The sequence below is a fragment of the Haloarcula sp. MBLA0138 genome (genome assembly GCF_055632455.1).
In genome coordinates, this window is sequence record NZ_CM145746.1 from 1,756,903 (window position 1) to 1,776,168 (window position 19,266).

At 65.7% G+C, this 19,266-nt stretch carries 20 protein-coding genes, 1 tRNA gene and 1 pseudogene; 12 read left to right on the forward strand and 10 right to left on the reverse strand.

Features of this window, described 5'->3' with window-relative positions; genetic code table 11:
- Genes ACV7JO_RS09380 through ACV7JO_RS09390 form a run of 3 tightly spaced genes read right to left on the reverse strand, consistent with a single transcriptional unit; the run spans nucleotide 1 to nucleotide 1,215 of the window.
- Entirely contained in the window at nucleotides 1-492 is a 492-nt protein-coding gene (locus ACV7JO_RS09380) for a DUF7346 family protein (RefSeq protein ID WP_470353148.1), read from the reverse strand.
- Between the two features lie 24 nt (nucleotides 493-516).
- Nucleotides 517-978, reverse strand: a complete 462-nt coding sequence (locus ACV7JO_RS09385) for a DUF7322 domain-containing protein (RefSeq protein ID WP_470353149.1) — start codon at nucleotides 976-978, stop codon at nucleotides 517-519.
- 45 nt (nucleotides 979-1,023) lie between these two features.
- On the reverse strand, nucleotides 1,024-1,215 hold the full coding sequence (locus ACV7JO_RS09390) for a DUF7331 family protein (RefSeq protein WP_470353150.1): 192 nt from the start codon (nucleotides 1,213-1,215) through the stop codon (nucleotides 1,024-1,026).
- A 101-nt stretch (nucleotides 1,216-1,316) separates the two neighbouring features.
- Here ACV7JO_RS09390 and ACV7JO_RS09395 point away from each other — a divergent pair, with 101 nt between their 5' ends.
- The 8 genes from ACV7JO_RS09395 (at nucleotide 1,317) to ACV7JO_RS09430 (ending at nucleotide 9,536) form a co-directional block, all read left to right on the forward strand.
- The gene (locus ACV7JO_RS09395; RefSeq protein WP_470353151.1) at nucleotides 1,317-4,133 is read left to right on the forward strand and encodes a DNA-directed DNA polymerase; all 2,817 of its coding nucleotides are present in this window, start codon (nucleotides 1,317-1,319) and stop codon (nucleotides 4,131-4,133) included.
- 149 nt (nucleotides 4,134-4,282) lie between these two features.
- Nucleotides 4,283-5,212: an ATP-binding cassette domain-containing protein gene (locus ACV7JO_RS09400; RefSeq protein WP_470353152.1), complete on the forward strand. Its 930-nt coding sequence runs from the start codon at nucleotides 4,283-4,285 to the stop codon at nucleotides 5,210-5,212.
- Nucleotides 5,213-5,244: 32 nt separating this feature from the next.
- The gene (gene sufB, locus ACV7JO_RS09405; RefSeq protein WP_470353153.1) at nucleotides 5,245-6,675 is read left to right on the forward strand and encodes a Fe-S cluster assembly protein SufB; all 1,431 of its coding nucleotides are present in this window, start codon (nucleotides 5,245-5,247) and stop codon (nucleotides 6,673-6,675) included.
- A 2-nt stretch (nucleotides 6,676-6,677) separates the two neighbouring features.
- Complete coding sequence (sufD, locus tag ACV7JO_RS09410; protein ID WP_470353154.1) at nucleotides 6,678-7,889, forward strand: Fe-S cluster assembly protein SufD; 1,212 nt, start codon at nucleotides 6,678-6,680, stop codon at nucleotides 7,887-7,889.
- Between the two features lie 175 nt (nucleotides 7,890-8,064).
- Entirely contained in the window at nucleotides 8,065-8,541 is a 477-nt protein-coding gene (locus ACV7JO_RS09415) for a ferritin-like domain-containing protein (protein ID WP_470353155.1), read from the forward strand.
- The gene (locus ACV7JO_RS09420; protein ID WP_470353156.1) at nucleotides 8,538-8,972 is read left to right on the forward strand and encodes a metal-dependent transcriptional regulator; all 435 of its coding nucleotides are present in this window, start codon (nucleotides 8,538-8,540) and stop codon (nucleotides 8,970-8,972) included. Before ACV7JO_RS09415 ends, ACV7JO_RS09420 begins: the two co-directional genes overlap by 4 nt.
- A gap of 54 nt (nucleotides 8,973-9,026) precedes the next feature.
- Nucleotides 9,027-9,099, forward strand: a tRNA-Gln gene (locus ACV7JO_RS09425).
- A 239-nt stretch (nucleotides 9,100-9,338) separates the two neighbouring features.
- A complete protein-coding gene (locus ACV7JO_RS09430; protein WP_470353157.1) occupies nucleotides 9,339-9,536 on the forward strand; it encodes a hypothetical protein in 198 nt (65 codons plus the stop codon).
- Here the strand turns inward: ACV7JO_RS09430 and ACV7JO_RS09435 are convergent.
- Nucleotides 9,527-10,255: a GNAT family N-acetyltransferase gene (locus ACV7JO_RS09435; protein WP_470353158.1), complete on the reverse strand. Its 729-nt coding sequence runs from the start codon at nucleotides 10,253-10,255 to the stop codon at nucleotides 9,527-9,529. The genes ACV7JO_RS09430 and ACV7JO_RS09435 overlap by 10 nt on opposite strands.
- 461 nt (nucleotides 10,256-10,716) lie before the next feature.
- On the opposite strand from ACV7JO_RS09435, the gene ACV7JO_RS09440 reads away from it, so the two are divergent.
- Nucleotides 10,717-11,433, forward strand: a complete 717-nt coding sequence (locus ACV7JO_RS09440) for an HD domain-containing protein (RefSeq protein ID WP_470353159.1) — start codon at nucleotides 10,717-10,719, stop codon at nucleotides 11,431-11,433.
- A 95-nt stretch (nucleotides 11,434-11,528) separates the two neighbouring features.
- Here ACV7JO_RS09440 and ACV7JO_RS09445 read toward each other — a convergent pair whose 3' ends face one another.
- The 5 genes from ACV7JO_RS09445 to ACV7JO_RS09465 form a co-directional block, all read right to left on the reverse strand.
- Nucleotides 11,529-12,785, reverse strand: a complete 1,257-nt coding sequence (locus ACV7JO_RS09445; RefSeq protein ID WP_470353160.1) for an RNA-guided endonuclease TnpB family protein — start codon at nucleotides 12,783-12,785, stop codon at nucleotides 11,529-11,531.
- A gap of 1 nt (nucleotide 12,786) precedes the next feature.
- Nucleotides 12,787-13,179 carry an IS200/IS605 family transposase gene (gene tnpA / locus ACV7JO_RS09450; protein WP_470353161.1) on the reverse strand — a complete coding sequence of 131 codons (393 nt, stop codon included), beginning with the start codon at nucleotides 13,177-13,179 and terminating at the stop codon, nucleotides 12,787-12,789.
- Nucleotides 13,180-13,318: 139 nt separating this feature from the next.
- Nucleotides 13,319-14,026: a LysE family translocator gene (locus ACV7JO_RS09455; protein WP_470353162.1), complete on the reverse strand. Its 708-nt coding sequence runs from the start codon at nucleotides 14,024-14,026 to the stop codon at nucleotides 13,319-13,321.
- Between the two features lie 37 nt (nucleotides 14,027-14,063).
- Entirely contained in the window at nucleotides 14,064-14,954 is an 891-nt protein-coding gene (locus ACV7JO_RS09460; RefSeq protein ID WP_470353163.1) for a coiled-coil protein, read from the reverse strand.
- Nucleotides 14,955-15,213: 259 nt separating this feature from the next.
- The gene (locus ACV7JO_RS09465) at nucleotides 15,214-17,052 is read right to left on the reverse strand and encodes a glycoside hydrolase family 2 protein (RefSeq protein ID WP_470353164.1); all 1,839 of its coding nucleotides are present in this window, start codon (nucleotides 17,050-17,052) and stop codon (nucleotides 15,214-15,216) included.
- A 106-nt stretch (nucleotides 17,053-17,158) separates the two neighbouring features.
- Here ACV7JO_RS09465 and ACV7JO_RS09470 point away from each other — a divergent pair, with 106 nt between their 5' ends.
- The 3 genes and pseudogenes from ACV7JO_RS09470 to ACV7JO_RS09480 form a co-directional block, all read left to right on the forward strand.
- Nucleotides 17,159-17,332, forward strand: coding sequence for a hypothetical protein (locus tag ACV7JO_RS09470; protein WP_470353165.1), 174 nt, complete (start codon nucleotides 17,159-17,161; stop codon nucleotides 17,330-17,332).
- 25 nt (nucleotides 17,333-17,357) lie between these two features.
- Nucleotides 17,358-17,783 carry a DUF371 domain-containing protein gene (locus ACV7JO_RS09475; protein WP_470353166.1) on the forward strand — a complete coding sequence of 142 codons (426 nt, stop codon included), beginning with the start codon at nucleotides 17,358-17,360 and terminating at the stop codon, nucleotides 17,781-17,783.
- Between the two features lie 50 nt (nucleotides 17,784-17,833).
- Nucleotides 17,834-18,382, forward strand: a pseudogene (locus tag ACV7JO_RS09480) (endonuclease III domain-containing protein); the annotation flags it as partial.
- A 183-nt stretch (nucleotides 18,383-18,565) separates the two neighbouring features.
- Here the strand turns inward: ACV7JO_RS09480 and ACV7JO_RS09485 are convergent.
- The gene (locus tag ACV7JO_RS09485) at nucleotides 18,566-19,222 is read right to left on the reverse strand and encodes an endonuclease III domain-containing protein (protein ID WP_470353167.1); all 657 of its coding nucleotides are present in this window, start codon (nucleotides 19,220-19,222) and stop codon (nucleotides 18,566-18,568) included.
- Nucleotides 19,223-19,266: the final 44 nt, after the last annotated feature.

Below are 19,266 nucleotides of genomic sequence, written 5' to 3' on the forward strand. Positions count from 1 at the left end.
TCAGTCCGTGCCGTCGGCGGTCGACCCGTCGTCGGCGGTCCGCTCGTCGCCGCTGTCGGCCGACGCGTCGCCACCACACAGGACTGCCAGCGCGTCGCTGGCGGTCGCCGTGGTGTCGTAGCCGCGCTGGCCGGCGACGGTCGCCTCGGTCAGCAGACCCGCGGCGCGACACTCCGCGACCAGCCCGTGGAGGTCGCTCTCACAGAGGTCCGACCCCTCCAGCAGGGCCGCGGCCGACAGCGGGCCGCGGGCGTCGAGGTCGACAAGCAGGCCCAGCGCCTGCTCGTCGCGGACCGCGGTGAGCAGGCGGCGGACGGGTTCGGGGACCGCGTCGGCGGCCGCCACAAGCGGCGGGACGCCGTCGACTGGCTCTAACGAGTCGGTGGGGAGGTGTCGGCGCTCGCCGCTGGCGGGGTCGCGCACGAGACTCGACTCCCCGGAGCGTTTCAGGAGCACGTACCGCGTCCCCGAGTCGTCCCGGACGGTTCGCATGGGTCGGCTTGCTGCCGCGGGCGGTTAGCCGTTGCGGTGGGCGTCGTCGGCCGGGTCGTCCGCTCTGGCGGTCGAGTCGGCGTCTCCCGGGTCGTCGTCGGTCGAGTCGGCGTCCCCCGACCCACCGGCCGTCGACGCGGTCGATTCGTCATCCGCGTCCCGCGACCGTCTGAATCGGCGGTACCGGACGGTCCCGTAGGCGAAGAGGACGAGGCCGGCGAGAAACACCTGCAGGCCGCGGTCGACCATCCCCTCGAAGTAGACGAGCATGGGACCGACCGCGAGCCCGAGCAGGGCGGCGTTGAACACGAGGACGAGCTTCCAGAACAGCGCGGTCACCGCCGGGTCGGCGTCGGCCGCCGAGGGGTCCGGCGGCTCGGGCGGCGACGGCCCCAGACTGTCGGGGTCGAACTCCTCGGGTTCGTGTGCGCTACGCTCGTCGAGGACGCTCTGGTTCGTCTCGGGGTCGTCGCCGATGTCGGCCACGTTCGGGATACGGCCCGAGAGTGAAATAAGCGTTCCCGCTCGGTGTCAGGCCACGTCCTGCAGCGTAACGGCGGTGTCCGTCTGGACCCACGCCAGCGGGTTTTCGGCGTCGTAGAACACTGTCCCCTCGTCTATCTCGTACGTCTCGGTGGTCTGGACCGCGTCGGGGAGCGCGGGCTCCGACCGAAGCTCGTCCTGCCCGTCCGACTCGCCGTGAGGGGATGCGGGGTGCGACATGGTCTCCAGTCGGCTGGTATGCCATTCATTGTCATATACTTTCTGCCTTCGACAATACCGACCGCGGGTGTTTTTATCGGTCATCTCGAAGAGCGTCCAACATGAGTGACGAGGCCCAGCAGGACCTCGCTGCGTTCACCCAGGACGCCGCGGACGAGGGGCGAGGCGACGAGCGACCGACGGCCGAGGCGGCGGCGGTCGCTGGCGACGGGGACGGCGGCGCGGCCGTCGTCGACGTCGACGAGCGGCAGTTCCCCGAGGTCGAGGAGACCGTCGAGTTCGTCGTCACGCAGGTCGACTACACCGTCGAGGGGCGGGGCGACGACGAGTTCCCCGTCGTCCACGTCTTCGGCCGCACCGAGGACGGCGAGGCAATCCACGCCCGCGTCTACGAGTTCAAGCCCTACTTCTACGCGCCGGCCGCGAACGTCGACGCTGACCGCCTGCGGTCGTACGACCGGATTACCGGATGGGAGGAGGCCGACCCCGGCGGCGAGCCCTACGAGTCGATTCGGGGCGAGCGGCTGGTCAAGATATTCGGACAGACCCCCCGCGACGTGGGTCAGATACGCGACGACTTCGACCACTACGAGGCGGACATCCTCTTTCCCAACCGCCTGCTCATCGACAAGGACATCACCAGCGGGGTCCGCGTGCCGGCCCGCGAACTCGACGACGGGAGCCTGAAGGTCCACCACGCAGAGGTGCGGGCGGTCGAGGCCCACGCCGAACCTCGGGTGAACACCTTCGACATCGAGGTCGACGACCGAAACGGGTTCCCCGAGGACGGCGAGCAGCCCATCGTCTGTCTCACCTCCCACGACTCCGCCCGGGACGAGTACGTCGTCTGGCTGTACGAGGCCCCCGAGGGCGCGGCCGGCCCGGACAGCCTCGCGGACTACGACCCCATCCGCGAGGACGCCGCCCTCGACGCCGAGGTACGGGCGTTCGCCGAGGAGGAGGCGATGCTCGAAGCCTTCGTCGACTACGTCGACGGGACGGACCCGGACGTGCTCACAGGGTGGAACTTCGCGGACTTCGACGCGCCCTACCTGCTCGACCGTCTGGAGGAACTGTCCAGCCCGGCCCACGACTACGACCTCGACATCGACCGCCTCTCGCGGGTCGACGAGGTCTGGCGCAGCGACTGGCAGGGGCCGGACATCAAGGGCCGGGTCGTCTTCGACCTGCTGTACGCCTACAAGCGCACGCAGTTCACCGAACTCGAATCCTATCGGCTGGACGCCGTGGGCGAGCAGGAACTGGGCGTCGGCAAGGAGCGCTACACCGGCGACATCGGCGACCTCTGGGAACAGGAACCGAAGCGCCTGCTGGAGTACAACCTCCGGGACGTCGAACTGTGTGTCGAACTCGACCGCGAGCAGGACATCGTCGACTTCTGGGACGAGGTGCGCACGTTCGTCGGCTGTAAGCTGGAGGACGCCACGACGCCGGGCGACGCCGTCGACATGTACGTCCTGCACAAGCTCCACGGCGAGTACGCCCTCCCCTCGAAGGGCCAACAGGAGAGCGAGGACTACGAGGGCGGGGCCGTCTTCGACCCCATCACGGGCGTCCGCGAGAACGTGACGGTGCTTGACCTGAAGTCGCTGTACCCGATGTGCATGGTGACGACCAACGCCAGCCCGGAGACGAAGGTCGACCCCGAGACCTACGACGGCGACACCTACGTCGCGCCCAACGGCACCCACTTCCGGAAGGAGCCCGACGGCGTCATCCGGGAGATGGTCGACGAACTCCTGACCGAGCGCGAAGAAAAGAAAGCCGAGAGGAACAGCTACGACCCTGGAAACCCCGAGTACGAGCGCTTCGACCGGCAGCAGCAAGCTGTCAAGGTGATTATGAACTCTTTATACGGCGTTCTGGGATGGGACCGCTTCCGCCTCTACGACAAGGAGATGGGCGCGGCGGTCACCGCCACCGGCCGCGAGGTCATCGACTACACCGACGAAGTCGTCGAAAGCGAGGGCTACAGCGTCGTATACGGAGACACAGACTCGGTCATGCTCCAGCTCGGCGACATCGGCCCGGAGGACGTCGAGGGCGACGTGACAGTCACCGACGAGATGCGCGAGAAGCACCCGGAGATGAGCGACGACGAACTCGAACTCGTCGCCGCGACCATCCAGAAGGGGTTCGAGCTGGAGGAGACCATCAACGACTCGTACGACGAGTTCGCGATGGCGGAACTGAACGCACAGTTCCACCGGTTCGAAATCGAGTTCGAGAAGCTCTACCGGCGCTTTTTCCAAGCGGGCAAGAAGAAGCGCTACGCGGGCAACATCGTCTGGAAGGAGGGCAAGCACGTCGACGACATCGACATCACGGGCTTCGAGTACCAGCGCTCGGACATCGCGCCCATCACCAAGCGCGTCCAGAAGGAAGTCATCGACCGCATCGTCCGCGGCGAGGACGCCGAGTCCGTCAAACAGTACGTCAGCGACGTCATCGAGGACTACCAAGGCGGGAACGTCGACTACGACGACGTGGGCATCCCCGGCGGTATCGGGAAGAAACTGGACAACTACGACACCGACACTGCGCAGGTCCGGGGCGCGAAGTACGCCAACATGCTGCTGGGGACGAATTTCCAGAGCGGTTCGAAACCGAAGCGGTTGTACCTCGACCGGGTCCACTCTGACTTCTTCGAGCGTATCGAGGACGAGGAGGGGCTGGACCCCCAGCGGGACCCGCTGTACGGTGAGTTCCGCCGGGACCCCGACGTCATCTGTTTCGAGTACGCCGACCAGATTCCCGAGGAGTTCGAGGTCGACTGGGAGAAGATGCTCGACAAGACGCTCAAGGGACCCATCGCCCGGATTCTGGAGGCACTCGACGTATCGTGGGAGGAGGTCAAGTCGGGACAGGAACAGACCGGACTCGGCCAGTACATGTAGCAGGCGACCCGTCCGCGTGGTCGCCCGTCGCGGGCGCGGCTGTTTCGTCTCCGAGAAATATTGTTTCTATATACTGAAGAGGAATACAGAGCAATGCGAAAGGTTCATGGGCGAAACGGACCTCCTTTCGGTAGACCTAACAGACTACCATGGCAGTACTCGAAATCAACAACCTGCACGCCGAAGTCGCAGAGGAGGGCGGTGAGACGATTCTCCGCGGGGTCGACCTCGAAGTCGAGTCCGGCGAGATTCACGCGCTGATGGGACCGAACGGCTCCGGGAAGTCGACCACAGCGAAGATTATCGCCGGCCACCCCGCCTACGAAGTGACAGACGGCGAGGTGCTCCTGCACCTCGAAGACGACGAGTTCGGTTCGGACTTCGAGATTCCCGCGGACCTGCGGACGTGGGACCTGCTCGACCTCGAACCCAACGAGCGCGCCGCGCTCGGTATCTTCCTCGGCTTCCAGTACCCGGCCGAGATAGAAGGAGTCACGATGGTGAACTTCCTCCGGACGGCGCTCAACGCCAAGCTCGAGGAGCGCGAGGAGCTGTTCGAGGACGACGAGGAGGACGACGCTGCCGAGGCCGAGGAGACCAACGAGGACGCCGCCGGCTACGACACCTCCCCGATGGAAGGAAACGTCGAAGAGGGCGAGATCGGCGTCGCCGAGTTCCAGGAGATACTCCAAGAGAAGATGGAGCAACTGGAGATGGACGAGTCGTTCGCCTCCCGCTACCTCAACGCCGGCTTCTCCGGCGGCGAGAAGAAGCAAAACGAGGTCCTGCAGGCCGCCATCCTCGAACCCTCGATCGCCGTGCTGGACGAGATCGACTCCGGGCTGGACATCGACCGCCTGCAGGACGTCTCGGACGGCATCAACGCCCTGCGCGACGAGCAGGGCACCGGCGTCCTCCAGATAACCCACTACCAGCGCATCCTCGACTACGTCGAACCCGACCACGTCCACGTGATGCTCGACGGCGAGATCGCCACCTCCGGCGGTCCCGAACTCGCCGCGAAGCTCGAGGACGAGGGGTACGACTGGGTCCGCGAGGAAGCCTACGAGGCCGCGTAACGCCCATACGTACACACCTGTAACATCAAACCATGAGCTCAGACCAAGACCACCTCAAAGAGACAGACACCGAGAAGCGCTTCGAGTTCAAGAAGGAGGAGAACTCCGCCTTCGAGACCGAGAAGGGCCTCACCGAGGAGACCGTCCGGGTCATCTCGGAGGACAAAGACGAACCCGAGTGGATGCTGGAGCGTCGCCTCCGCGCGCTGGAGCAGTTCCAGCAGATGCCGATGCCGGATGGCTGGCCGGGCGCGCCCGACCTCTCGGAGGTCGACATCGGGGACATCGTCCCGTACATCCGCCCGGACATCGAGACCCGCGGCGGGGCCGAGTCGTGGGAGGACCTGCCCGAGGAGATTCAGGACACCTTCGACAAACTCGGCATCCCCGAGGCCGAGAAGAACGCCCTCTCGGGCGTCGGCGCGCAGTACGAGTCCGAGATCGTCTACCAGAACATGCAGGAGCGCTGGGAGGAGAAGGGCGTCGTCTTCTGCGATATGGACAAGGCCGTCCAAGAGCACCCCGAAATCGTCAAGGAACACTTCATGACGAAGTGTGTCCCCCCGAGCGACAACAAGTTCGCCGCGCTCCACGGCGCGGTCTGGTCCGGCGGGTCGTTCGTCTACGTCCCCGAGGACACGACCGTCGAGATGCCCGTGCAGGCGTACTTCCGGATGAACTCCGAGGGGATGGGCCAGTTCGAGCACACGCTCATCGTCGCCGAGGACAACTCGGAGGTCCACTACATCGAGGGCTGTTCCGCCCCGAAGTACTCCGCCTTTAACCTCCACTCCGGCGGCGTCGAAGTGTTCGTCGGCGAGAACGCCCACGTCCAGTACTCGACGGTCCAGAACTGGTCGAAGAACACCTACAACCTCAACACCAAGCGCGCCATCGTCGAGGCCGACGGGACGATGGAGTGGGTCTCTGGGTCGATGGGCTCGAAGGCCACGATGCTGTACCCGGCGACCATCCTGAAGGGGCCGGGCGCGACGGACAACCACATCACCATCGCCTTCGCGGGCGAGGGCCAGGACATCGACACCGGCGCGAAGGTCTACCACAACGCGCCCGAGACGAAGTCCACCATCGAGTCCAAGTCAATCTCCAAGGACGGCGGCCGCACGAACTACCGCGGGCTGGTCCACATCAGCGATGGGGCCGAGGACTCCTCGACGAGCGTCGAGTGTGACGCCCTGATGTTCGACAACGAGTCCACGTCGGACACGATGCCGTACATGGAGATTCAGGAGAGCAAGGTCGACGTGGCCCACGAGGCGACGGTCGGCAAAATCGGCGACGAGGACGTCTTCTACCTCCAGAGCCGCGGTCTGGACGACGACGACGCCAAGCAGATGATCGTCGCCGGCTTCATCGAGCCCATCACGGAGGAACTGCCCATCGAGTACGCGGTCGAACTGAACCGCCTCATCGAACTGGAGATGGAGGGCTCGCTCGGATAACCATGAGCACGCAGGTACACGCGAACCTCACAGTCGGTCAGGTCGAACAGATTTCCGAGGACCTCGGGGAGCCCGAGTGGCTGCTGGAGACGCGTAAGGAGGCCCTGTCGGCGCTCGACGACCTCGAGATGCCCGACGTCATCCGGACGCCGGGGCGCACGTGGACGAATCTCGACGCGCTCGACTACGAATCGCTGGTCGACCCGCTCGACTACGCACAGGAGAAAGACCGCATCGACGCCGACGGCGTCGACGTGCTCTCGTGGTCCGAGGCGCTCGCACAGCACGGTGACCTCATCGAGGAGCACTTCGGCAGCGTCGTCGACCCCCAGCGGGACTACCTCACCGCGCTGTCGACGGCGCTGTTCTCGGCCGGGACGGTCGTCTACGTCCCCGAAGGCGTCGACGCCGAGGACGTGAAGATACGCACGCGGATGAACAGCCGGTCGCTGTTCAACTACACGCTGGTCATCGCCGAGGAGTCCGCCTCGGTCACCATCCTCGAACGGCAGGAGACCGGCGCGGAGGTCGACGACGAGCGCTACTACTCCGGCGTCGTCGAGGCCGTCGCGGGCGAGAACGCCTACGTCCAGTACGGCGCGCTCCAGAACCTCTCGGAGGAGACCTACAACTATCAGGTCAAGCGCGGCCACGCCGACACCTACGGCACGGTCAACTGGATAGAGGGTAACATCGGCTCGCGCCTGACCAAGACCAGCGTCGAGACGCGCCTGCTGGGCGACTCCTCCGAGTCGAAGATAGTCGGCGCGTTCTTCGGCCACGGGGACCAGCACTTCGACATCGGCTCGCGGGTCTGGCACGAGGCCGAACACACCGTCGCCGACCTCGTCACCCGCGGCGTCTTAGACGACGAGGCCCGCTCGGTGTACGAGGGCGTCCAAGACGTCGGTCGGGAGGCGTGGGACACCAGCTCCTACCAGCGCGAGAACACGCTGATGCTCTCGGACGAGTCCGAGGCCGACGCCTCGCCGAAGCTCATCATCAACAACCACGACACCGAGGCCTCCCACTCGGCCACGGTCGGACAGGTCGACGAGCAGGACCTGTTCTACATGACCTCCCGCGGTGTCGACCCCGAATCGGCCAAGAACATGCTCGTCGAGGGCTTTTTCGTCCCCGTCCTCGACGAGGTCGAAGTCGACGAACTCCGCGAGGACCTCGACGACCTCGTGTACGAGCGGCTGCGCGAGTGACGCGGTAGCGCCACGAGGACGGGCGTACCGCCCGTCGCCGTTTCCGTGACCCCCACAGCGGCGGCCATGCCGGTTCGCGTGCCGCCGAACGTCGCACCGAGGGGGAACCGCTTAAGTTCGGGCCTCCCCGACCTACACCCATGACAGACACGCTACGGCGCTCGGGGGTGGTCGCGTGAGCCTGACGCAGCCGGTCGCGTCGGACCACCAGCTCGCGCGGCTTCTCCAGATAGGTATCGTCCTCGAAGAGGTGGTCGAGGCGCGGGCGGGAAAACACGCCGAGAACAGCGACCTCGACGCGGAGGTGACCGACTTCCTCGAACACGCGTCGGCGGAGTCGGCCGAACACCGCCAGCGGCTCGAAGCGCTCGTCGACGACCTCGAAGCCGAGACAGTGCCCTTCGAGGAGATTCAGACGCTCGTCGAGGCCCAGTACGAGGCCGACGACGACTTCGACGGCGTCCTCTACGACCAGCTGTGTAACGAGGAGACGGCCTACAAGTTCTACGACGACCTCATCGAGGCCGTCGAGGCCGCCGAGCGACAGTTCAGCGTCGACCGCGACAGACTGCTCGACCTACTCAGAGACATCCGCGAGGAGGAAGCAGAGGGCGTCGAAGAGGTGACGGAACTCATGGAGGCACGGCAATGAACACGCAAGCGCAGTATCTCAAGGCGATATATCTCGTGCAGCAACAGGCCGACGGCCCGGCGTCGACCGGCGACGTGGCGGACCTACTGGACGTGAGCCCGGCCAGCGCGAACGAGATGATAGGGAAGCTCGAGGACCGGTCGCTACTGGAACACGAGAAGTACAAGGGCGTCGACCTCACCGACGAGGGTATCACACAGGCCCGCGATGCGCTCCAGAACTACTGCATCATCGAGCGGTTCCTCATCGAGGTGCTCGAAGTCGAGGAGTTCCAGACGGAGGCCAGACAGCTCGAGGGCGTCATCGACGAGACGGTCGCCGACCGACTGGACACCATCATCGACCGCGAGCCGCAGTGTCCGGACTGCTTCAACGCCGAGGACGACGTGTGCGGCCTCATCGAACTCGAAGCCGAGGCGACGAGCGACTGAGCGTTCTCGAAGCGTTCAAGTGCGTTCCGGCGATTGTTCCGATTGCGACCCCGGAGTCCCGTGGTGTAGCGGCCAATCATATGGGCCTTTGGAGCCCATGACGGCGGTTCGAATCCGCCCGGGACTATTCTCCGAACGAAGTCAGGACGGATAGTCCCGACCACGGATTCGAAGCAGGGAACGGAGCGAAACGGCGTGACCGCGGTTCGAATCCGCCCGGGACTATCCACTACTTGACGGCCGAGCGTAGCCACGCTACGGTGTCGGGACGACGGAATCACGACCCCCGTCAGAGACAGCGGGACCGTTCCCACGCCGCGGGAACCCCGAACCCGGTTTTTATTCGATGACGTTCGACTGTCACGTATGCAATCGGGACTGGTCCACCTTCCGGACGGGGTCGCACCGGCACACGTGGTCGCCTCGCAGCCGTTCGCGGACGTCATCGTCGGCGTGGGCGTGGCGCTGGGACTGTTCGTGCTGTACTACCGACTGGTGTTGCTCCGCGCGCGCCAGACGACCACCGAGACGGCAGGTGACGACGACGGCACCGCTCAGAGGTAGGCGGCGTCCCAGCGCATCGGCTTGCGGACGTTGCCGCAGTTGTCACACTCGATGCGGCCCATCGAGTCCATGGCGTTGGCGAGCGTGTTGCAGTTGCTACAGAAGTAGCCGTACCGCTGTTCGCCCTCGGCGTCGACGTGGACGACGTGGAACGGCGCGATGGAGCCGCTCTCGTGGTTGTCGTGGTCGACGTACACCGTCTCTCCGTCGCCGGTCTCGACCGGTTCCCGGCCCCACTGCTCGGTCTCGGAGTAGATGTTCTCGACGTACTGCCGGCCGTCGATGTCGACGCTCTCGGAGCCGACCTTCTCGAAGCCGCGCTCCTCGTAGAACGCGGTGCCCTCGACGTTGTCAGAGAGGACGCGACCGTGGAGGTGGGTCGCGCCGCGGGCCTCCAGTCGGTCGCGCGTCTCGTCGAACAGGTCGGAGGCGATGCCTTCCCCGCGGTGGGCCGGGTCGACGTGGAGCCACAGCAGCGTACCGGTGTTGTCGGCGTCGACGACGCTCTCGGAGAAGGAGACGACCTGCCCGTCGGTCTCGGCGACGAGCAGGAGGCGATCGTCGTCGCCCAGCGTCTCGGCGAGTCGGTCCTCGTCGTACCACTCCTCGATGGCACTGGTGATGGCCTGCGGACCGAGCGAGTACGACGCTTGGAGCGAGCGCCGTGCGACGTCCCGGATAGCGGGCCGGTCGGCAGGCTCGGCTGGTCGGATGTCCATGTACCGTCAGTCGGCGCGAACTGGCATAAACGTACAGCCCGGCTCTCGGCCGCGACGGCGACCTAATATATGTTCGAACACTCAATACTGTTCGGTATTGTGTACATATCGTCCAAGAAAAGCTTATATTACTGGATGTGTGAGTCGAACACGTCCACGGAGGTGGATGGATAAAACGTACCCCGCTCACACAATCGTTGTCCGTACTGGTGTGCTGGCCGGACGATAGTCCGGCGTTCGTCGAGAGTTCGGCGCCGCGCGACAGGTATCCCACTGAGCCACTACGGCCACCGTCGCGTCGCTCAACCACCCTGCCGTACTCTCCGTCTGTTCTCAATCCGTCCCGTCCGATAGCGTCGCTGCGTCTGCTCGCCGCGTTCGTCCTGTCGTAACGCTAAAGAGCCGAACGTGCCTTCTTGTCTGTAAGATGAATATCGCAACCGGTTTCGGGAGGTGGTGCCGTGGGCGTCGAGATTAAGGAGTCGCCCGTCTCGTCGGCAGAGTTCGACGCCATGCGGGAGTTCGTCCACGACTATCTGGCCGCGAGCGTCGAGAACGAGGAGGAGGGCGGTCGGATGCGCTGGTACCCGTGGCACTCCGCGGAGTATCGCTTCAACCACATCCTCAACGTGGTCGACATCGCGACGGAGATAGCGCGCGAGGAGGGTGCGAACGTCGACGTGACCCGCGTGGCGGCCCTCTTTCACGACATCGCCAAGTTGGAAGCCGAACAGGACGTCCACGCCGAGGCAGGGGCCCGCATCGCACGCGAGTACCTCACGGCCCACGGAGACTACCCGGAGTCGTTCGTCGAGCAGGTCAGCACCGCGGTCGCCGACCACTCCTATCAGGGACCGCTGACCGACCTGCCACTGGAGACGCAGTGTCTCATCGAGGCGGACGTCCTCGACAAGGTCGGTGCCAACGGGACCGCGCTGATGTTGCTACGCATGGGTTACGAGGCCCGGACCCACATGGACGCGGCCGAGATGGTCGACCGCGTCATCGAGCGCGGCCGCGATGCCGAGGAGCGCATCGAGAGCGACACCGCCGAATCCATCGCCCACAAGCGCCTCAAGCGGACGCGCTGGTTTCAGGAGTGGCTCGAAGCCGAGGTCGCCGAGATGGACGCCGCGGAGTCCCTCGACGACGTAGCCACCGGCGTCGGCGACTCGTGACATCCTCCGCGCCGTGAACGGAGAGGGAGCGAAGCTCCCTCAGGCAGTCGGGCATAGCCCGACGACGGCGCGGTTTCCCCGCATGGGAATGCCGGCTAACTACCGGCAGAGGGTTCCGACCCGACCTCTCCGAGCGTCATCTGCCGTGGTTGGCTCTGCTCGGTGAGGGTCGCGGCGCTGTCACAGGCGCTCCCATCCCGTGAGATGTCATCGCCCGCCGATTTCACTGGCAGGCTCTCACCCCACGGGTCGTGGCGGTCAGCGATGTTGACCGCCGCGTTGATGTCCGCGTGGTACTCCGACACCCAACACTCGTCGTTCGTACACCGGAACTCGTCGCCGTCCCGATACTCGACGTGGCCGCACTCGTGACACGTCTGACTCGTGTACTCCGGTCGGACGTATCTGACCGGAAGCCCCGCCTCTCGTGCCTTGTCCTCGATACGCTGTTGAAGCCGAGCGAACGCCCATGCGTGGAGGCGTCGGTTCATCCACTCGCCGTAATCGAGGTCTTCGCGGATGTCCGAAAGCTCTTCCAGCACAAGGACTGGCGTCTCGAATCGACAGGCGTACTCGACGGCCTGCCGAGACGCCTTCTCGATGATGTCTGTGAGTGCGTTCTGGTAGTGGTCGAATCGCTCGTCCATCCGCCACTGTGCGGCGTCACGCTCTTGGAGTCGCTTGAGCGTCGTGAACATCTCTTTGCGAAGGCGACGAGCCCGACCACCGGTGATGAGCAGTGGGTCAGTCGGAGTCCCCTGCTCGCAGGCACAGCCCGCGAGCAGGTTTGCTTCGCCAATGTCGAAGCCGACTGGTGTTACATCGTCGTCTGTCGGTTCGTAGTCCGGTTCTTCGACCGGGAACTCGACCGTGACGTGAAGCGTCCACGACCTGCGGTGGCGTTGCAGGCGGAGTTGCCCTGCCGACGCTTCACCGTCCACGAGATCGTACCACAGTTCTTCTTGAGCGGGGTTGATACGGAGTGGTATCCAGAAGTTCGTCCCGCGACCGGGCTGTGGCACCCACCACGTGAACTCGTAGTCCCGTGCCGGTGAGTGGTCAAACTCGGCGGCTTGGTTGGTGAGCCGAACCGGGTGGTCGTCGTCCAACTCCTGTGCATCGTAGGTTCCGTGCAGTTGCGGAACGTAGTTACACAGGGCCGCCTTCGCCTGATACGGGAGGTCGTAAGGCGTCACCACGTCGCTGGTGGCGGTCATCGTGTCACACCCGGCGTCGAACGCCTCGTGAAGTCCCTCACGGTAGGTTTCGAGGAGGTCACACAGTTTCCGCTCTTTGTGTGCTGTCGGTGGGGCGAGTGTCGCCTCCAGCGTTTTCGTGGTTGTTCCGGTCATGCTACTGGTCGTCCACGTAGTCCATCAGCACGTCAATGCTCACTTGGCCGGTCGTGGCGAGGAAGTATCCCGGTTGCCAGAACGCATCTTCGAGCGTCTGTTTCACCGCTGGGTACTCCTGCCGAATCCGGCGCGAGGTAACACCCTTGAGCGAGTTGATGAACTTGGTGAGGTCGGTGGTGGGTTTGGTCGTGAACAGGATGTGAACGTGGTCGGTTCCTCTGTCCACGTTCTTGATGTTGGCCTCGAAGTCCTCTGCAATCTCGTGAGCGACTTCAGCCACGCGCTCCAGCCGCTCATCGGTGAGGATGTCGGCGCGGTACTTCGTGACGGTCACGAAGTGATATTGGAGCGCGTAGACCGTGTGCGACCCGGACTGCAGGTGATACTCCATTTGGCCCCACCGAATATAAGATACCCAATCTCAATAACTCTTGTACCGTTGGGTATTCGGTCGGGCAGAACCGCGTGGACTGTGGCACCGGGCTTACGCGATTCACGCCCGCCGTGAACGGCGGGATTCTTTCGCTGGATCAAGATAGGGCGTCGAGCAGGAAGACGGCCCCCGAGACGGCCAACACCGCCGCGCTCGCCCACGCGACCAGCGGCGCGAGGCGCTCGACCCGTTCGCGTGCCGCGGTGACCGCGGCCGGGAACCCGGTTATCCAGACAGTGATACCGCCGAACAGCCCCGCGAGCAGCGCCGGGTGACCGGTCCGGACGACGAACAGGCCGGCGGTGCGCTCGCCGACGACCGGCAGCGCCGCGAGCACGTCGACCGTCCCGGGTTCCAGCAGGCCGACGCCGACGGTGAGCCAGAACGCGACCTGATAGGGGTTGGTCAGCGCCAGCACGAACGCCTTCCGGAACCCGTGGCTCGCCCCGACGCTGTCGGTCTCGACCGTCGAGAGCGCAGCGGCGTCCCGGACCGCGCCGTAGGCGAACCACAGCATCAACAGCCCGCCGACGCCGACCATCGCCCGGCGCAGTCCCGGCGTGTCGGTCACGAACGCCGCGACGCCCGCGAGCGCGAGAGCGAAGAAACACGCGTCGGCGGTCATCGCGCCGAGTCCGGCGCGGACGCCCGCACGCCAGCCCCGGAGCGCGCTCTCCTCGGCGATGACCGCGTTCATCGGGCCGGGCGGCGCTGCCAGCGCGAGACCGAACACGACGCCGCCGACGGCCGTCGACAGGAGCGACAGCGGGCCGACGGCCTGTGCGGGAACGAGCCAGTGATGCATCTACAGTGTGAGAGAACAGAGAGAGCTGCGCGCAGAATTACAGCTTGCCGGCCTTCTGCAGCTTCATCAGGTCCTCGGTGTCGAGGGTCTCGCCTTCCTTGAACTTCTGGTAGATCTCCTCGGCCTCCTCGCGGGCGGCCTCCTGCTTCTCCTCGCGCTGGGAGCGCTCCTGCTCCTCTTCCTTCTTGTCGAGTTCGCGCAGGCGCTTCTGGACGCGGACGAAGTCCTCGTGGTGCTGGTCGGCCGCTTCCTGGGCCTCGACGAACTTCTCGTGCATCTCGTCGGCCTCGTCACGGATCTCGTCGGCCTCGCGGTAGGCCTCGATCATCTCGTTGTGATGCTTCTGGGCCTCGTCGGCGAGTTCCGTGACTTTCTGGTGGTGCTTCGAGGCTTCCGAGCGGACCTCCTCGGCCTCCTCCTTGAGCTCTTCGAGGTCGCCGCCTTGGTCGAGCTTCTCCTGTTTCTCCTGGAGCTGCTCGCGCTTGGACTCGATCTTCTCGATGAGCTCTTTCTCGTCCTCGGAGGAGAGGACCTCGGTCTGTTGCTTGAATTCGAGGTCCTCGATCTCCTCTTTGAGCTCGTCGACCGACGTTCCCTCGTCGAGTTCGAGGTCGTTCTTGAGCTTGTCGACCTTGTCGAACAGCTCGTTAGCCTCGGCGTTGAGCTCGTTGCGCTTGTCCTTGTGCTCTTGGACCTGCTCGTTGAGCTCGTCGCGCTGCTCGCGGTGCTCCTGTGCCTCGTCGACCTTCTCGCGCGTCTCCGCGTTCAGGTCGTCGCGGCTGGAGGCCCGCTCGGAGGCCATCTGGTTCAGCTCGTTGCGGCGGTCGCGGAGCTGACCGGCGAGCTTGATGAGCTCGCCTTTCGATTTGTTTTCGAGATCCTCTTCGGTTACTGTGACGTTTTTCGATTCGTCTATCGAGTCTGCCATTGTTGAAACCTCTATGCCATCACCGCTCCGGGTCGAACAGCCGGCCCGCTACCGAGGGGCTGACACCGATAATAAGGGTTCCCTCTCATGTTGGGCGGAAGGCGATACTGCCCGAACGCAGGAGCGTTCTGGTACGTACTACTATCGGGGGATATTGTTTAAATATTCCGGTGCATGCAATACCGTGGTGACCCCTCACAAGCCCCGTGGGTGCCAGAGACAAGTGTTCACACGGTCCCGGCGCGGCTCGGCATTGTATTTAAAGCGCGTACTCGTTTTTCACGACGCGGTCGGCCACGGCGACGGCCAGCGTGACCTCGTCGCCCGACGAGAGCGTCAGCGACCCGACGGCTTCCCGGGTCGCCGGGGCGACCGTCACCTCGGTCTGTTCGCGCTTGCCGTCGTGGTCCCACTCGACGGTCACCTCGCGCTCGGCCGGCCCGTCGTGGACCACCACCACGTCGCGCTCGCCGGGTTCGGCGGTCGAGAGGACGACTTGCGTGGGCTCGAAGGCAGCCGCGAGGGCGTCGTAGGCCGGCTTGTCGGAACCGTCGCGCGCGAGGACGCCCGTCCCGGCGTCGGCCGCGTCCCGCAGAGCGTCGACCACGAGGACGCCGGCGCTCCGGCGGCGCAGCGCCTCGACGTTCGCTCGGACGACGCGGGCCTGATAGGCCTGTGAGGCCGCGACGCCGCCGTCGACCCGGCTGTCGTGGACGGCTCTGTCGAAGCCCGCCTCGTCGGCCGGCGCATCCGTCCCGAGCGACCCCGCGCCGACGCCGGCCACGACGTCGCCGAGCCCGTAGCGGTCACAGAGCCAGTCGAGGTCGGCCGTCTCGCCGTACCGCCAGCCGGGGTAGAGGGTCGCCGCGTCGGGGTCGATGCCGGGCGTGCCGACCACCGGGACGGTCGGGACGGCGTCGACGGCGTCGGCGACGCCGCGGGCCGCGGTCGCGTCGTAGTCGGCCCGCCACGCCCGCCAGCGAAAGCGGAGCCTGTCGAGCAGGCCCGACCCGAGTCCGTCGGCGAAGGGCGCGACCGGTTCGTCGTGGACCGCGACCACGGCGAGGCTCGGGTGGTTCCCGCGGGCCGCGACCAGCCGGCGCGCCACCTCGCGGCCCCGCTGTTCGTCGAACGGCCCCGGTCCCGTCAGCGGGAGGTCCTGCCAGACGAGGACGCCCCGCTCGTCGGCGGCAGCGGCGACGGCCGGCGGGACCGCCTGCGCGCGGGCCCGCACGAGGTTGGCGTTCGCCTCGGCGGCGCGCTCGATGTCGGCCGGCGTGGGGTCGGTGAGCGTCACACCCCGGACCGGGACGTGCTCGCCGTTGACCGAGAGGTCGCCGCCGTCGAGGGCGACCGACCGGAGCCCGGTCGTCACCGTCCGCTCGGCGTCGCCGACCTTCGCCCGGACGACGTACCGCGACTGGTCGCCGCGGCCCCGGGGCCACCACAGCGACGGGTCGACGGCCGCCAGCGTGTGCTCGACAGTCGCCCGTCCGGCATCCGTCTCGACGCGGGCCCGGTCCATCATCCCGCCGCCCCGGACGTCGCCCGCCGGCCGGAGCGAGAGGGTGAGGCGGTCGTCGAGTGGGTCCTCGGTCACGACCTCGGCGGCGAGATCGACGCGCGCGGTCCCGTCGGCCGCGTCGACCCGCGGGCGGGCCCGCAGCGACCCGACGTAGGGGTCGGGCCGGGTCTCGACGGTGGCGTCCCACCAGATGCCGGGGACGCGGCGCTCGGCGGGGAGCCGGTCGGTGTCGTGGAGGCCGCCAAAGCGGTCCTCGGGGCGGCGACACTGCACGACGACGGTGTACTCCGCCGCGTCGGGAAGTCTCACCCGGAGCGGGTCGACATACGTGTCGCTGCTCGCCACCCGCTCGCCGTTGCACCAGACGCGCGTGTGGGCGTACGCGCCGTCGAGGACCAGTATCGCGTGCTCGTCGTCGCCGTCGCGCGGGTCGGCAAAGCTGGTTCGGTAGGCGACGGCGTCGGCGTCGGCGAACTCGGCCGGCCGCCCCGGCACCGACACCGGCGTCCACGACTCGGGGGTCGGCAACTCGTCGTCGGGCGCAACCGCTGCGCCGCGCCACTCCAGCGACATACCCGTCTCCGCGTCCGCCGTGGGCATATCCTTTATCCCCGGGTCCACTTTCACTTTCACTCCGGGGATGGCTCGCCTTGACGTACCTCCCGGTCCTCGCTCCGGTATGTTCGACCACCTGCTCGACGGAGCGGTCCCGACGTGTGACGCGGCCGACTGCGACCGGCCGCTGGACGACCCGGCGCTCGTCTTCGAGACCGACGCCGGCCGGCGAGAGGCCCACGAGTGCGCCTGCGGTGCGGTGACGGTCACCGTCGCGCGCACCGAGTCGCCCCGCTGAAGTGCGCCCGCGAGAGAGTCGGCGTATGCCTCTCGAAGAGGTCGTCAGGGCCACCGGCCACGAACACGTCTCCGGCGAGCACGCCAGCACGCTCGAACTGACCAGCGACGACTTCCTCACGCCGGCCGGCGACTGCATCCTCGGCATCGAGGCCGACCGCGTCCCGGCCGACTTCGACGCGGCGTTCGCGGACGCCTGCCGGGACCGAGCGGCGACCGTCACCGCCACGCTGTCGGCGGCCGGCCACTCGGTGACAGTCACCGGGAGCGGCCACCCCGACCTCACCTTCGACGGCGACCGCAGTCACGTCCTCCGGACGAGTGACTACGTCGACGACCGGACAGTGATGGTCGACGCCGACGCTGCCGCCAGCGACATCGACCGCACGCTGGTCGCGGCGCTGGCCGACGGTGCCGACCTCAAGATGACGCTGCGGGTCGACCCGGCCTGACCCCACCGGTTCGGTGAAGGGGTTTAGTCGGTCCCGCCCCATCTGCCGGTATGGCCGACCCGGAACCCGACGAGAACATCAGCGGCGGCGACGACGGCGGCGGACGCGCGGCCTCGTTCGACCCGGCGACCGCCGGCACCCGCGCGGCGGCGGTCGTCGACAGGCTGGGCGACCTGTACTGGACGAAGGCCTACGGCGGCCGCCCCGCCTTCGAGTGTCTGGTCCGGACGATTCTCAGCCAGAACACCTCCGACAAGGCGAGTCAACCGGCCCACGATGCGCTGATGGACCGGTACGGTCCCGACGGCGACGGCGGGCCGGACCTCGCGGCGACGCTCGCCGAGGCCGACCAGCAGCGCCTCGCCGAGACCATCTCCTCGGCGGGCCTGTACAACCAGAAGTCGGAGCGGATAGTCGCCATCGCCGAGTTGGTGTGTGCGGAGTACGGCGGCGCGGCCGCCTTCGACGAGTTCGTCCGGACCGGCGACCCCGACGCGGTCCGGGCCGAACTGCTGGAGATGAACGGCGTCGGCCCCAAGACGGCCGACTGCGTGCTCCTGTTCGCCGGCGGTCGCGGCGGCGTCTTCCCCGTCAAGACAAGATATTCTTATAGACTTACTATACTCAAATCGGCTATTTGAGCGGCAAAATCCGGGGGTCAGACTAACTTTGGTCGGGGTATTTCGCAATTCGAGCGCCTTCATGCGCTTTCGGCTCTAACTTGTTATGACAGATTTCGTATATTGATGTTTCTGATAGCGATTGAACCTGACGCGTATCGGTCAGCAGTATTCGCAGTCGCAGAACTCTCGACACACATCATTATCGCAGTTCGCGTTTCTCGCGGTACAGTATCCTCGACCGTGAGTGATTAGCAGGACGTGGAATGAGTACATGATTTCGTCGGGAACTGCTTCCGAGAGTATGTCATGCGCCTTTTCTGCCGACGTATCCGGGGAAATCAGTTGGAAGCGTTTAGCGAGCCGTTCGCAGTGGGTGTCCACAGGGAAGTACGGTTTCCCGAAGCGGAACAGTAGAACAATTCCGGCAGTCTTCGGCCCAATCCCCTTGATGTTGGTAAGCCATGTTCGGGCTTCTTCCACGTCCATGTTCTCGATGAACTCGACAGAATACTCGCCACCTGTATGTTCACGAACCGTGCGTAGTGCGTCCTGAATCCGCGTTGCCTTCTGATTGGCTAATCCGGCGGTTCGGATAGAATCTACGAGGCGGTCATGGTCTGCTTCTTCAATGGCTTTGTAATCACGTCCGAACTCGTCAAGTAGGGACTCCCACGCCCTGTCTCGGTTTTCGTCTGCGGTATTCTGTGAAAGAATCGTATGGATAATTGAGTCTATGGGTTCCATGTCCGACGGCGGGTCAGGACTGCCGTGTTCCTCAAGGAGCGCAGAATGAATCTCACGGATTCGCTCTTCCATATCCTATCAAACGACAGCGAATCATTGATTCCTGCGATTCTGTG